The sequence below is a fragment of the Streptomyces actuosus genome (assembly GCF_016921115.1).
GTDB lineage: Bacteria > Actinomycetota > Actinomycetes > Streptomycetales > Streptomycetaceae > Streptomyces > Streptomyces actuosus_A.
In genome coordinates this window covers 583,482-597,564 of the sequence record NZ_JAFFZS010000001.1, presented here as the reverse complement: position 1 = coordinate 597,564, position 14,083 = coordinate 583,482, and the positions used below count along the sequence as shown (strand labels likewise).

Annotated in this window: 15 protein-coding genes and 1 tRNA gene; 15 read left to right on the top strand and 1 reads right to left on the bottom strand. The window is 72.3% G+C overall.

The genetic code is table 11. The features are described 5' to 3' along the window. Positions 1–94: 94 nt before the first annotated feature. The 15 genes from JS756_RS02660 to katG all read left to right on the top strand — a co-directional run bounded on the left by JS756_RS02660 (position 95) and on the right by katG (position 13,432). A complete protein-coding gene (locus tag JS756_RS02660; RefSeq protein ID WP_205381233.1) occupies positions 95–529 on the top strand; it encodes a roadblock/LC7 domain-containing protein in 435 nt (144 codons plus the stop codon). A gap of 2 nt (positions 530–531) precedes the next feature. Continuing rightward, complete coding sequence (locus tag JS756_RS02655; protein WP_205381303.1) at positions 532–903, top strand: DUF742 domain-containing protein; 372 nt, start codon at positions 532–534, stop codon at positions 901–903. After that, positions 881–1,507 carry a GTP-binding protein gene (locus JS756_RS02650; RefSeq protein WP_205381232.1) on the top strand — a complete coding sequence of 209 codons (627 nt, stop codon included), beginning with the start codon at positions 881–883 and terminating at the stop codon, positions 1,505–1,507. The genes JS756_RS02655 and JS756_RS02650 overlap by 23 nt, the downstream gene beginning before the upstream one ends. A gap of 61 nt (positions 1,508–1,568) precedes the next feature. Then, positions 1,569–2,144 (top strand): GAF domain-containing protein, encoded by a 576-nt coding sequence (locus tag JS756_RS02645; RefSeq protein ID WP_205381231.1) that lies wholly within the window; start codon positions 1,569–1,571, stop codon positions 2,142–2,144. A 256-nt stretch (positions 2,145–2,400) separates the two neighbouring features. After that, complete coding sequence (gene tdh / locus JS756_RS02640; RefSeq protein ID WP_205381230.1) at positions 2,401–3,429, top strand: L-threonine 3-dehydrogenase; 1,029 nt, start codon at positions 2,401–2,403, stop codon at positions 3,427–3,429. 40 nt (positions 3,430–3,469) lie between these two features. Continuing rightward, positions 3,470–4,663 (top strand): glycine C-acetyltransferase, encoded by a 1,194-nt coding sequence (locus JS756_RS02635; protein ID WP_205381229.1) that lies wholly within the window; start codon positions 3,470–3,472, stop codon positions 4,661–4,663. A 31-nt stretch (positions 4,664–4,694) separates the two neighbouring features. Then, complete coding sequence (locus tag JS756_RS02630) at positions 4,695–5,597, top strand: LysR family transcriptional regulator (protein ID WP_205381228.1); 903 nt, start codon at positions 4,695–4,697, stop codon at positions 5,595–5,597. Between the two features lie 46 nt (positions 5,598–5,643). Further along, complete coding sequence (locus JS756_RS02625) at positions 5,644–6,249, top strand: helix-turn-helix domain-containing protein (RefSeq protein WP_205381227.1); 606 nt, start codon at positions 5,644–5,646, stop codon at positions 6,247–6,249. Continuing rightward, positions 6,246–6,812 (top strand): GNAT family N-acetyltransferase, encoded by a 567-nt coding sequence (locus JS756_RS02620; protein WP_307790244.1) that lies wholly within the window; start codon positions 6,246–6,248, stop codon positions 6,810–6,812. The genes JS756_RS02625 and JS756_RS02620 overlap by 4 nt, the downstream gene beginning before the upstream one ends. Positions 6,813–6,915: 103 nt before the next feature. After that, the gene (locus JS756_RS02615) at positions 6,916–9,309 is read left to right on the top strand and encodes an ATP-binding cassette domain-containing protein (RefSeq protein ID WP_205381226.1); all 2,394 of its coding nucleotides are present in this window, start codon (positions 6,916–6,918) and stop codon (positions 9,307–9,309) included. 94 nt (positions 9,310–9,403) lie between these two features. Further along, positions 9,404–9,760, top strand: coding sequence for an MmcQ/YjbR family DNA-binding protein (locus tag JS756_RS02610; RefSeq protein ID WP_205381225.1), 357 nt, complete (start codon positions 9,404–9,406; stop codon positions 9,758–9,760). A 316-nt stretch (positions 9,761–10,076) separates the two neighbouring features. Further along, positions 10,077–10,150 (top strand) — tRNA-Pro (locus JS756_RS02605). Between the two features lie 16 nt (positions 10,151–10,166). Beyond that, positions 10,167–10,688, top strand: coding sequence for an RICIN domain-containing protein (locus tag JS756_RS38010; protein WP_205381301.1), 522 nt, complete (start codon positions 10,167–10,169; stop codon positions 10,686–10,688). Between the two features lie 56 nt (positions 10,689–10,744). Then, positions 10,745–11,182 carry a Fur family transcriptional regulator gene (locus JS756_RS02595; protein ID WP_205381224.1) on the top strand — a complete coding sequence of 146 codons (438 nt, stop codon included), beginning with the start codon at positions 10,745–10,747 and terminating at the stop codon, positions 11,180–11,182. Positions 11,183–11,215: 33 nt separating this feature from the next. Then, on the top strand, positions 11,216–13,432 hold the full coding sequence (katG, locus tag JS756_RS02590; protein ID WP_205381223.1) for a catalase/peroxidase HPI: 2,217 nt from the start codon (positions 11,216–11,218) through the stop codon (positions 13,430–13,432). A 117-nt stretch (positions 13,433–13,549) separates the two neighbouring features. On the opposite strand, the gene JS756_RS02585 is transcribed toward katG, so the two are convergent. Continuing rightward, complete coding sequence (locus JS756_RS02585; RefSeq protein WP_205381300.1) at positions 13,550–14,077, bottom strand: NUDIX hydrolase family protein; 528 nt, start codon at positions 14,075–14,077, stop codon at positions 13,550–13,552. Between the last annotated feature and the right edge of the window lie 6 nt (positions 14,078–14,083).

Below are 14,083 nucleotides of genomic sequence, written 5' to 3'. Positions count from 1 at the left end.
TACCGGCCCCACTCCCGGTACCAGTCCCCGCCCCACGCTCAGCTCCGCCCCGAGCGCTCCCGCTGACCTTCGTATCCCAAGGAGTCGATCCACCATGGCGAGCGACGCGCCGACCGGCCGTGTCTCCGACCTCGACTGGCTGATGAGCGGCCTCGTGCAGCGCGTACCGCACACCACCAGTGCCGTGCTGCTGTCCAACGACGGGCTCGTGAAGTCCGTCCACGGACTCGACCCGGACAGCGCCGACCACATGGCCGCCCTGGCCTCCGGCCTGTACTCCCTCGGCCGCAGCGCCGGAGTCCGCTTCGGCGACGGCGGCGACGTCCGTCAGGTCGTCGTCGAACTCGACTCGACGCTGCTGTTCGTCACCACCGCCGGCTCCGGCACCTGCCTCGCCGTGCTCGCCGGCCGCGAGGCCGACGCGGCGGTCCTCGGCTACGAGATGGCGATGCTGGTGAAGAGCGTCCGCCCCTACCTCGTCACCGCACCCCGGCAGCAGGCGGGGGAACCGACGGTGATGCGGCCTTGAGCGTGGCGGCGGCCGGCGACGGACCCTGGCTCGACGACGCGGCCGGGCGTCTGGTGCGGCCCTTCACCGTCAGCAACGGCCGCACCCGGCCCACCGTCCCGCTCGACCTGATGTCGCAGCTCATGGCCACCGGTGCCACCCCTTTCGGCTACCTCGGCCCCGAGCACGCGCAGGCACTGGAGCTGTGCCGGGCGCCGATGCCGGTGGCCGAGGTGGCCGCCCATCTGAAGCTGCCGGCGGCGGTGACCAAGGTGCTGCTGTCGGACCTCGTCGACTGCGGAGCCCTGACCACCAAGCCCCCCGCGTTCCACGACCACCCCACTGACCGGGCCCTTCTGGAGGCAGTGCTCGATGGACTACGACGACAGCTCTGAGACGGCTTACACCGACGACGGCGACCCCTTCCCGACCGCGCTGAAGATCCTCGTGGCGGGCGGCTTCGGGGTCGGCAAGACCACCTTCGTCGGTGCCGTGAGCGAGATCGCGCCGCTCAGTACGGAGGAGCTGCTGACCACGGCCGGTGCCGCGACCGACAAACTCGACGGCATCGAGAACAAGGTCGAGACGACCGTCGCCATGGACTTCGGCCGTATCACCCTCGATCCGGAGCACGTGCTGTACCTCTTCGGCACCCCCGGCCAGGAACGCTTCTGGTTCATGTGGGACGAGCTGTGCGAAGGCGCGCTCGGTGCCGTCGTCCTCGCCGACACCCGGCGACTGGAGGAATGCTTCGCCGCCGTCGACTTCTTCGAGGAACGCGGCCTCGGATTCATCGTCGCGATCAACGAGTTCGACGGCTCGCACCGCTACGACCCCGCGGAGGTGCGCGCCGCGATCGACCTGGACCCCGGGGTCCCGGTGGTGCGCTGCGACGCCCGGATCTCCGCGTCCGGGGTGCAGACCCTGCTCACCCTCGTCCGGCACCTCATCGCCCACGCGCCCGCCACCACCGCGCCCAGCCGCGGCGCCCACATGTGATGCCCGCCCACCAGCCACGGAGCCCGTACATGCGCCACGTCCACCAGCCCGGAGCCCGGGCATGAGCTACGACCCACCGCGCCCGGCCGGTCGGCTGCTGCTCACCCCGGAGGACCGGGACGTCCCCGCCCGGCTGGCCCGGCTGCACGCACTCGGCCTGGGCCGGCGATCCGAACCGGCCCTGGACGCCTTCGCGCACCACCTCGCCGACCTCAGCCGGGCGCCGTACGCGGTGGTCAACTTCCCGCACGACGGAGGGCAGTTCTTCGCGGGCCTGCACGCACCAGCCCCGCCCCCGCCGCCCCCCGGCGGTACGCCCCGCCCCGCACTCGGCCGCACCCTGCCGCGGGACCACGGTTACTGCCCGCACGTCGTCGTCCGCCGTCGCGCCCTCGCCCTGGAGGACGTCCGCGACTACCCCCGCTTCGCCGGCAACCCGGTCGTCGACGACTTCGGCATCCGCTCCTACCTCGGTGCCCCGCTCATCGACAGCACCGGCACCGTCCTCGGCACGGTGAGCGTGGCGGACACCACGCCCCGGCCCTGGGGCAGGGACGGCCTGGCCGCGATCAAGGCGTCGGCCGCGGACCTCGTCGCCCGACTGGAGCGCAGTGCTGCCGACGGCCTGCCCCCGTGAACGGCCCCGCCGGCCGACGGAACGGGCGCGTCCGGGGCTCCACCGAGCGTGTCGGCGCGCCGCCCCGACCGGGCCGGAACGCCTCTGTCGGTGCAGGTCAGTGGGTGTGAAGGAAAGCTGAGGCGGCGCTTAAGAAAACCTCGATGGACCGCGGCGCCCGACGTGCGGCAGATTGCTCCACGATTCCACTTCCCTCCCGGGCACGGGCTCTCTCGGCATGCCCGCACCCGGGAACGCACCCACAGGAGCCGTAGCGTTGAAGGCGCTGGTCAAGCAGAAGGCGGAACCCGGGCTGTGGCTCGCGGACGTCCCGGAGCCCGAAGTCGGCTCCGACGACGTCCTCATCAAGGTGCTGCGCACCGGCATCTGCGGCACCGACCTGCACATCCGGTCCTGGGACGGCTGGGCCCAGCAGGCGATCCGCACCCCCCTCGTCGTCGGGCACGAGTTCGTCGGCGAGGTCGTCGACACCGGCCGCGACGTCACGGACATCAAGGCCGGCGACCTGGTCAGCGGCGAGGGCCACCTGGTGTGCGGCAAGTGCCGCAACTGCCTGGCCGGGCGCCGCCATCTGTGCCGGGCCACCGTCGGACTCGGCGTCGGCCGCGACGGCGCGTTCGCCGAGTACGTCGCCCTGCCCGCCTCCAACGCCTGGGTCCATCGGATGCCGGTCGACCTCGACGTGGCGGCGATCTTCGACCCGTTCGGCAACGCCGTGCACACCGCGCTCTCCTTCCCGCTCGTCGGCGAGGACGTGCTGATCACCGGCGCCGGCCCGATCGGCCTGATGGCCGCCGCCGTCGCCCGGCACGCCGGGGCCCGCAACGTCGTCATCACCGACGTGAGCGAGGAGCGGCTGGACCTGGCCCGCAAGGTCGGCGTGAGCCTGGCGCTGGACGTGACGCGCGCGCCGATCGCCCACGGGCAGCGCGAACTGGGCCTGCGCGAGGGCTTCGACATCGGCCTGGAGATGTCCGGCCGGCCCGAGGCGCTGCGCGACATGATCGCCAACATGACGCACGGCGGCCGGATCGCGATGCTCGGCCTGCCGGCCCAGGAGTTCCCCGTCGACTGGTCGCGGATCGTCACCTCGATGATCACCATCAAGGGCATCTACGGCCGCGAGATGTACGAGACCTGGTACGCCATGACCGTGCTCCTCGAGGGCGGCCTCGACCTCGCCCCCGTGATCACCGGCCGGTACGGCCACCGCGACTTCGAGGCGGCGTTCGCCGACGCGGCCAGCGGCAAGGGCGGCAAGGTCATCCTCGACTGGACCGCCTGAGTCCACCGCGTACGCCACCAGCATTCCAAGGAGCTGTCCCATGTTCGACACCGTGCGCGACGACCTGCGCGCCACCCTCGACGAGATCCGCGCCGCCGGCCTGCACAAGCCCGAGCGGGTGATCGGCACCCCGCAGTCCGCGACCGTCGAGGTCACCGCCGGCGGTCGTCCCGGCGAGGTCCTCAACTTCTGCGCCAACAACTACCTCGGCCTCGCCGACCACCCCGACGTGGTCGCCGCCGCCCACCGGGCCCTGGACCGCTGGGGCTACGGCATGGCGTCCGTGCGCTTCATCTGCGGCACCCAGGAGGTGCACAAGGAGCTGGAGGCGCGACTGTCGGCGTTCCTCGGCCAGGAGGACACGATCCTGTACTCCTCCTGCTTCGACGCCAACGGCGGTGTCTTCGAGACGCTGCTCGGCGAGGAGGACGCGGTCATCTCCGACGCTCTCAACCACGCCTCCATCATCGACGGCATCCGCCTGTCGAAGGCCCGCCGCCTCCGCTACGCCAACCGGGACCTCGCGGACCTGGAGGCGAAGCTGAAGGAGGCGTCCGGCGCGCGGCGCCGCCTGATCGTCACCGACGGCGTCTTCTCCATGGACGGCTACGTGGCGCCCCTCCGGGAGATCTGCGACCTCGCCGACCGCTACGACGCGATGGTCATGGTCGACGACTCGCACGCCGTCGGCTTCGTCGGCCCCACCGGCCGCGGCACGCCCGAACTGCACGGCGTCATGGACCGCGTCGACATCATCACCGGCACCCTCGGCAAGGCGCTCGGCGGCGCCTCCGGCGGCTACGTCGCCGCCCGGGCCGAGATCGTCGCCCTGCTCCGCCAGCGCTCCAGGCCGTACCTGTTCTCCAACACGCTCGCCCCGGTGATCGCAGCGGCGTCGCTGAAGGTCCTGGACCTGCTGGAGTCCGCCGACGACCTCAGGGTGCGCCTCGCGGACAACACCGCGCTGTTCCGCCGCCGGATGACCGAGGAGGGCTTCGACGTCCTGCCCGGCGACCACGCCATCGCCCCCGTGATGATCGGCGACGCGGCTCGCGCGGGCCGGATGGCGGAGCTGCTGCTGGAGCGCGGCGTGTACGTGATCGGCTTCTCCTACCCGGTCGTCCCTCAGGGCCAGGCCCGCATCCGCGTCCAGCTGTCCGCCGCGCACTCCACGGCCGACGTCGACCGGGCCGTGGACGCCTTCGTGGCGGCGCGGGCGGAGCTGGGGGACTGAAGCGCTCCGGCGCCTTGAGATAATCGGTCCGATGATCGAGGCACGGCGGCTCCACATCCTCCGTGCGGTGGCCGACCACCGCACGGTGACCGCGGCTGCCGCCGCGCTGTACCTCACCCCCTCGGCGGTCTCCCAGCAGTTGACCGCCCTGGAGCAGGAGACCGGCCACCGCCTGGTCGAGCGCAGCGCCAAAGGGGTACGGCTCACCCCGGCCGGCGAGATCCTGCTGAGCCACACCAACGCGGTCCTCGCCCAGTTGGAGCGGGCCGAGTCCGAGCTGGCCGCCTACGGCTCCGGCCAGGCCGGCACGGTCACCGTCGCGGCGTTCGCCACCGGCATCGCCCTGGTCGTCGCCCCGGCACTGGCGCGCCTGGCCGTCGCGGCGCCCGGGATCCGCATCCGCGTCCAGGACGCCGAGGGTGACGCCAGCCTGCCGATGGTGCTGGACCGGCAGGTCGACGTGGCCGTCGCCGTCGAGTACCGCGGGGCGCCGCCCGCCGACGACCCGCGCCTGACCCACGTCCCCCTGTACGCCGAGCCGTTCGACGCGGTCGTCCCGGTGCACCACCGGCTCGCCGACGCGGCCGAAGTGCCGCTCGCCGACCTGGCCAAGGACCCGTGGATCGGCCCCTACCCCGGCAACCCCTGCCACGAGGTGGTCGTCCTGGCCTGCGAGAACGCCGGTTTCCAGCCCCGTCTGGAGCACTCCTCCGACGACTTCCGCGCCGTCGTCGCCCTCGCCTCGGCCGACGCGGGCGTCGCGCTCGTCCCGCGCTCCGCGCTGCGCGGCATGGATCTGTCCGGAGTGGTGGTGCGCCCCGTCGACGGCGTGGCGCCGACCCGGCGCGTCTTCGCGGCAGTGCGCCGGGGTGCCGAGGAGCATCCGCTGATCCGCCCGGTGCTCGACGCCCTGGAGGAGGCGGCGCGGGCGTGAGGCGGGCGTAATCCGGCTGTCTCACATCCGGGATACCGTCCCGTACATGAGAAGCGATCCCGTCCCGCCCGAGCAGGGCTCTTCCACCCCCGAGCCCGACCCCGTCGACGCCCGTCTCGCGGCCCGTCTCGCCGAGCTGCGGGCCCGGCACGGCTGGTCCCTGGACGAGCTGGCCGAGCGCAGCGGGGTGAGCCGGTCCACGCTGTCCCGCGCCGAGCGCGCCGAGACCAGCCCCACCGCCGCCGTCCTCAACCGCCTGTGCCACGTGTACGGGCGGACCATGTCCCAGCTGCTCAGCGAGGTCGAGGCGAAGCCCGCCCCGGTGCTACGGGCCGCCGAGCAGCCGGTGTGGCAGGACCGTGCAGGCGGTTTCGTACGGCGGGCGGTGTCGCCGCCGCACGCAGGACTGCGCGGCGAGCTCGTGGAGGGCCGCCTCGCCGCGGGTGCCGACCTGGCCTACGACCGGCCTCCCGTGGCCGGCCTGGAACAGCACGTCTGGGTACTGGAAGGCGCACTGGAGGTCACGGAGCAGCACGTGGCGCACCTGCTGGAGGCCGGTGACTGCCTGCGGATGCGGGTGTGGGGTCCCACACGGTTCCGCAGCGTGGCGGACGCCGAGGCACGGTACCTGCTGGCGGTGGTGCGGCCGTGATCCTGCGACGGCTCGACGCGTCCGGGCTGCGGGAGTACGCCGGTCCGCTCGCGGATCTGCTGGCCGACACCGTGGCCGACGGCGCCTCGGTCGGCTTCCTGGCGCCGCTCGACCGCGTCGCTGCGCTGGCATGGTGGCAGGAGCGCGCCGATGCGGTGGCCGCGGGTCGGCTGGCCGTGTGGGCGGCGGGGGACGGCGGCGCGGTCGCCGGCACCGTCGGCCTCGCCTTCGCCGACAAGCCGAACAGCCGCCACCGCGCCGAGTTGGTCAAACTCATGGTCCGTCCGCAGGCCCGCGGACGGGGGCTGGGCCGCACCCTGCTGGCCACCGCCGAGGAGGCGGCGGCCGTCGCCGGCGTCTCCCTCCTGCACCTGGACACCGAGACCGGAAGCCCCGCCGAGCGCCTGTACGCCGCCGCGGGCTGGACCCGTGCGGGCGTGATCCCCGACTACGCGGCCGACCCGGGAGGCGTCCTCAAGCCCACGACGCTCTACTACAAGGCGATCGGGCCGGTCCGCCGGCGGCAGCCGGAGGCCGACGGAACGGGCTCCCGTCAGTCCTGAAGGAAGCCCGTCAGTAATGGAGAAGCGCGGGCCGCGCCACCGCCGCTAGCGTGACCGGAGCCAGTCACCACCGAGCTGCGACCCGAGGCGACAGGGAGAGTCGATGACCAGGGCCACGAGGCCGGACGCGCAGGTACCGGAGCCGCACGCCGCCGACAGCCACGATCTGATCCGCGTGCACGGCGCCCGCGAGAACAACCTCAAGGACGTCGACGTCGAGATCCCCAAGCGGCGGCTGACCGTCTTCACCGGAGTCTCCGGCTCGGGCAAGAGCTCGCTGGTGTTCGACACCATCGCCGCAGAGTCGCAGCGGCTCATCAACGAGACCTACAGCGCCTTCGTGCAGGGCTTCATGCCGAACCTGGCCCGACCCGAGGTCGACGTCCTCGACGGGTTGACCACCGCGATCATCGTCGACCAGCAGCGGATGGGGGCCGACCCCCGTTCCACGGTCGGCACCGCCACCGACGCCAACGCCATGCTGAGGATCCTCTTCAGTCGCCTCGGCGCGCCGCACATCGGCCCGCCCGGCGCGTTCTCCTTCAACGTCGCCTCGGTCAGCGCCAGCGGCGGTTTCACCGTCGACCGGGGTGCCGAGAAGACCCGGACGGAAAAGGTCACCTTCAGCCGCACCGGCGGGATGTGCACCCGCTGCGAGGGCCGGGGCACGGTCTCCGACATCGATCTCACCCAGCTGTACGACGACTCCAGGTCGCTCGCCGAGGACCCGTTCACCATCCCCGGCTACACCGGCGACGGCTGGGTGGTCCGGGTCATCAGGGAGTCGGGCTTCTTCGACCCCGTCAAGCCGATCCGCGCCTACACCAGGGAGGAACGGCACGACTTCCTCCACCGCGAGCCGACCAAGGTGAAGATCAACGGGGTCAACCTCACCTACGAGGGGCTGATCCCGAAGATCCAGAAGTCGTTCCTGGCCAAGGACCGGGAGGCGATGCAGCCGCACATCCGGGCCTTCGTGGACCGGGCGGTCACCTTCACCGCCTGCCCCGAGTGCGACGGCACCCGGCTCAGCGAGGCGGCCCGGTCCTCGCGGATCGGCGGGGTCAACATCGCCGAGGCCTGCGCCATGGAGATCAGGGATCTGGCCGCATGGGTCCGCGGGCTCGACGACCCCTCGGTGGCGCCGCTGCTGACCGCCCTCCAGCAGACCCTCGACTCGTTCGTGGAGATCGGCCTCGGCTACCTGGCCCTCGACCGTCCTTCCGGCACGCTGTCCGGCGGCGAGGCGCAGCGCGTGAAGATGATCCGCCATCTCGGCTCGTCCCTGACCGACGTCACCTACGTCTTCGACGAGCCCACCACCGGCCTGCACCCCCACGACATCCAGCGCATGAACGACCTGCTGCTGCGACTGCGGGACAAGGGCAACACCGTGCTCGTGGTGGAGCACAAGCCGGAGGTCGTGGCCATCGCCGACCACGTCGTCGACCTCGGTCCCGGCGCGGGCTCGGCGGGCGGCACCGTCTGCTTCGAGGGCACCGTCGAGGGCCTGCGGGCCAGCGGCACCGTCACCGGCCGCCACCTCGACGACCGCGCGGCGGTCAGGAAGACCGTCCGCAAGCCCACCGGCACCCTGGCGGTGCGCGGCGCGAGCACCCACAACCTGCGCGACGTCGACGTCGACATCCCGCTCGGGGTACTGACCGTCGTCACCGGCGTCGCCGGGTCGGGCAAGAGTTCTCTCGTGCACGGGTCGATCCCCTCCGACGCGGGAGTGGTGACGATCGACCAGACCCCGATCCGCGGCTCCCGGCGGAGCAACCCGGCCACGTACACCGGACTGCTCGACCCGATCCGGAAGGCCTTCGCCAAGGCCAACGGCGTCAAGCCGGCACTGTTCAGCGCCAACTCCGAGGGCGCCTGCCCCACCTGCAACGGTGCCGGCGTCGTCTACACCGACCTGGCGATGATGGCCGGCGTCGCCACGCCGTGCGAGGAGTGCGAGGGCCGGCGGTTCCAGGCGTCGGTGCTGGAGTACCGCTTCGGTGGCCGGGACATCAGCGAGGTGCTCGGCATGCCGGTGTCGGAGGCGGAGGAGTTCTTCGCCGCCGGTGACGCCCGCACCCCCGCGGCCCACAGGATCCTGCGGCGGATGGCCGACGTGGGCCTCGGCTACCTCAGCCTCGGCCAGCCGCTCACCACCCTCTCCGGCGGCGAGCGTCAGCGGCTGAAGCTGGCCACGCGGATGGGCGACAAGGCCGGTGTCTACGTCCTCGACGAGCCGACCACCGGCCTGCACCTCGCCGACGTCGAGCAGTTGCTCGGCCTGCTGGACCGGCTGGTGGACTCCGGCAAGTCGGTCATCGTCGTCGAGCACCACCAGGCGGTCATGGCGCACGCCGACTGGATCATCGACCTCGGCCCCGGCGCCGGCCACGACGGCGGCCGGATCGTCTTCGAGGGGACGCCCGCCGACCTGGTCGCCGACCGCTCCACGCTCACCGGCCGGCATCTCGCCCAGTACGTCGGCGCCTGACGGGCCCGATCGGCCGGGCGGGCCTGATCGGCCGGACGGGGACGGGGACGGGCGGGCCGGGCGCATGTCAGTGGCATTGACTACGGTGCGGAGCATGCCGGATGCCGAAGACGTACGCCGTATCGCCCTGTCCTTGCCGGACACGACCGAGAAGACCGCCTGGAGCATGCCCACGTTCCGGGTGGCGGGGAAGATGTTCGCGACCCTGCCCGAGGACGAGACCTCCATGGCCGTGCGCTGTCCCAAGGAGGAGCGCGACGAACTGGTCCTCGCCGAGCCGGAGAAGTTCTGGATCGCCGGGCACGAGGCGCAGTTCGCCTGGGTCCGGGCCCGCCTGGCGGTCCTGGAGGACGAGGAGGAACTGCGTGACATCCTCGCCGACTCCTGGCGGCAGGCCGCGCCGCCGCGGCTCCACGAGGCCCACCCGGCCCTGGGGCACCCGACGGACTGACGCGTGCGAGCGGTGGCGGCGGGGCGTCGGGGCCAGGGGGCGTCGGTGCTTCCTCTGCTGTCGGTGCCCCCTGGCATGATCCGTTCTCGGCGTCGGCAGCCGGAGCGGAGGGGGCTCCGGCTGCCGGCCCCCGAGGGACGCCCCCGCGCCCCGGAAGGATGCGGCCCGCAGCCCCGGCGATGCCCGGGGACCGGACGACGGCTCGGCCGCGGCAGGCGTCGCCGTGCGCCCCGGAAAGGTGCGCGCGACCACCCGTCCGAGTGCGGTATGGTTTCTCTGCGCGTTCGGCCGGGGAATCCCCAGGTCAGGCGGGCAGCGGGACGTGGCGCAGCTTGGTAGCGCACTTGACTGGGGGTCAAGGGGTCGCAGGTTCAAATCCTGTCGTCCCGACTCGTGAGAGTCACACATCAAAGGCCGTTCCGGAGGCATCCGGAGCGGCCTTCGCCGTGCCCGCCTGTGCCTGGACGTCCGCTGTACCTCCACCGCGCCCGGCGCCGCCGCTGTCCGGTGGCCCTGCGACTCCGGAAAGTCCGACCAGAGGTTCTCCCTCCGGTCCCACGGCGGCCATGTGTACGGGCTGGTCGCCCGGAACAGTGGCCTCGCCGTCACCCCCGCCGCGACCACCGAGGGCTCCGCACTCACCCGGCGGCCTGTTCGGCGCCCCAGCCCCGCCCTTCATCCGCACCGGCCGACCGCGTCCGGCCATCCCGGCTCGGAGGGGCGACCGCAACCGTTCGCGGCGTGTCGGCCGGTGACGGGGGCGCCGCCGCTCGGCACGGACGGGAAGGAACGGAGGGCCGCCTTCCCGGCACCGGGAGGGCGGCCCTCGCCGTGCCTGCGGGACAACGGCGGCGTGTCGCGGTACGTATGCGGAGGGGGCGCGGTGCGTGACCGGATTCCCGCCCCCGTGTCCGTGACACGACACTAGACTTGTATCGTTTGTTTCCTTGAATCATTCGTGTTTTTGAGGGTAGGTTCGTCGGTATGACCGCATCCCAGCCTGCGACCACGGCCGACGAGCTGCGCGGAGCCGGCCTGCGGGTCACGGCCGCCCGTGTCGCGCTGCTCGAAACCGTCCGGGACGGTGACCACCTCGGCGTCGAGGCGATCGCCTCCGGGGTGCGCACACGTGTCGGCCACATCTCCCTGCAAGCGGTGTACGACGCTCTCCACGCTCTCGCCGCCGCGGGACTCGTGCGCCGCATCGAGCCGCCCGGCAGCCCCGCGCGGTTCGAGGGGCGGGTCGGCGACAACCACCACCACCTCGTGTGCAGGTCGTGCGGTGCCGTCGTCGACGTCGACTGCGCGGTCGGTCACGCACCGTGCCTGACCGCGGCCGACGACCGGGGCTTCGCGATCGACGAGGCCGAGGTCATCTACTGGGGTGTGTGCCCCGACTGCTCCACTGCCAGCACTTCCTGAGTACCTAGATCCACCTAGTCCGGAAGGAATCCCATGGCTGAGAACCCCGATGCGATCGTCACCGACGCCAAGAGCGAGGGTGAGGGCGGCTGCCCGGTCGCGCACGGGCGTGCCCTGCACCCCACTCAGGGCGGCGGCAACCGCCAGTGGTGGCCCGAACGGCTCAACCTGAAGATCCTGGCGAAGAACCCGCCCGCGGCCAACCCGCTCGGTGAGCAGTTCGACTACGCCGAGGCGTTCAGCAGCCTCGACCTTCCGGCCGTGAAACGGGACATCGCCGAGGTGCTGACCACCTCGCAGGACTGGTGGCCCGCCGACTTCGGCCACTACGGTCCGCTGATCATCCGCATGGCCTGGCACAGCGCCGGCACCTACCGCATCAGCGACGGCCGCGGCGGCGCCGGGGCCGGCCAGCAGCGGTTCGCCCCGCTGAACAGCTGGCCGGACAACGCCAACCTCGACAAGGCGCGGCGCCTGCTGTGGCCGGTGAAGCAGAAGTACGGCCGGAGCCTGTCCTGGGCCGACCTGATGATCCTCGCCGGCAACGTGGCGCTGGAGACGATGGGCTTCGAGACCTTCGGCTTCGGCGGCGGACGCGAGGACGTCTGGGAGCCGGAGGAGGACGTCTACTGGGGTCCCGAGACCACCTGGCTCGACGACCGGCGCTACACCGGCGACCGCGAGCTGGAGAACCCGCTCGGCGCCGTCCAGATGGGCCTGATCTACGTCAACCCGGAGGGCCCCAACGGCAACCCGGACCCGATCGCCGCGGCCCGCGACATCCGCGAGACGTTCCGCCGCATGGCGATGAACGACGAGGAGACCGTCGCCCTGATCGCCGGCGGCCACACCTTCGGCAAGACCCACGGCGCCGGCCCCGCCGACCAGGTGGGCAACGACCCCGAGGCGGCCTCCATGGAGGAGCAGGGCCTGGGCTGGAAGTCCACCTACGGCACCGGCAAGGGCGGTGACGCCATCACCTCCGGCCTGGAGGTCACCTGGACCACCACGCCCACCCGGTGGAGCAACAACTTCTTCGAGAACCTCTTCGGCTACGAGTGGGAGCTGACCGACTCCCCGGCCGGAGCCAAGCAGTGGGTGGCCAAGGACGCCGAGGCCGTCGTCCCCGACGCCCACGACCCGTCGAAGAAGCACCTCCCGACGATGCTCACCACCGACCTGTCGCTGCGCTTCGACCCGATCTACGAGCCGATCTCCCGCCGGTTCTACGAGAACCCGGAGGAGTTCGCGGACGCCTTCGCCCGCGCCTGGTACAAGCTGACCCACCGCGACATGGGCCCGAAGTCGCTGTTCCTCGGCCCGGAGGTGCCGGAGGAGACCCTGCTGTGGCAGGACCCGCTGCCGGAGCGCGAGGACGAGGTCATCGGCGCCTCGGACATCGCGGCCCTGAAGGCCAAGCTCCTCGACTCGGGGCTGACCGTCGCCGAGCTGGTCTCCACCGCCTGGGCGTCGGCCTCCACCTTCCGCGGCAGCGACAAGCGCGGCGGCGCCAACGGCGCCCGCATCCGCCTGGAGCCCCAGCGCACCTGGGAGGTCAACGACCCCGACCGGCTCGCCCAGGTGCTGCGCACCCTCGACGGCGTCAAGGCGGAGTTCGACACCGGTGCCAAGAAGGTGTCCCTCGCCGACCTGATCGTCCTCGGCGGCTGCGCCGCCGTCGAGAAGGCCGCCGAGGACGCCGGCTTCGACATCGAGGTGCCCTTCACCCCGGGCCGCGTCGACGCCACCCAGGACCACACCGACGCGGAGTCCTTCGCCGCGCTGGAGCCGGGCGCGGACGGCTTCCGCAACTACCACGGCAAGGGCAACCGCCTGCCGGCCGAGTACCTGCTGCTCGACCGGGCCAACCTGCTCACCCTGAGCGCCCCCGAGATGACGGTGCTCGTCGGCGGCCTGCGCGTGCTGGGAGCCAACCACCAGCAGTCGCAGCACGGCGTCCTCACCGGCGCGCCCGGGACCCTCACCAACGACTTCTTCGTCAACCTGCTCGACCTGGGCACGACGTGGAAGGCGACGAGCGAGGACCAGACCGCGTTCGAGGGCCGGGACGCCGCCACGGGCGAGCTGAAGTGGACCGGCACCCGTGCCGACCTCGTCTTCGGCTCCAACTCCGAGCTGAGGGCCGTCGCCGAGGTCTACGCCGCCGACGACGCGAAGGAGAAGTTCGTCCAGGACTTCGTCGCCGCCTGGGACAAGGTCATGAACCTCGACCGGTTCGACCTGGCCTGATCCCGGTCGTCCCGCGCACCCCGTGCGCGGGACCCCGGCGCGGAGGCCGCCCGTTCGTCCGCGAGCGGGCGGCCTCCGCCGTACGCGGACGACCCGGGCGGCCTCGCGGCGCCCGGGTCAGTGCGGCAGACCCAGGTGGGCCAGGGCCTGCCTGAGCAGGAAACCGTGGCCGCCCGGCATCTCGCCCTGCACCGCCGCCGAGGCGGCCTCCTGCGGACTGAACCAGACCAGGTCCAGGGCGTCCTGCCGGGGCCGGCAGTCCCCGGTCACGGGCACGACGTAGGCGAGGGACACCGCGTGCTGGCGCGGGTCGTGGTACGGCGTGATCCCGGCCGTGGGGAAGTACTCCGCCACTGTGAACGGCTGCAGCGACGCCGGGATGCGGGGCAGCGCCACCGGGCCGAGGTCCTTCTCCAGGTGGCGCAGCAGGGCGTCGCGGACCCGCTCGTGGTGCAGCACCCGGCCGGAGACCAGCGTTCGGCTGACCGTTCCGTCCGGCCCGATGCGCAGCAGCAGTCCGATGCTGGTGACTTCGCCGCTGTCGTCGACCCGCACGGGTACGGCCTCGACGTACAGGATCGGCATCCGTGCACGCGCCAGCTCCAGGTCGTCGGAAGACAGCCAACCGGGCGTGGTTTCGGTCATGTCAGA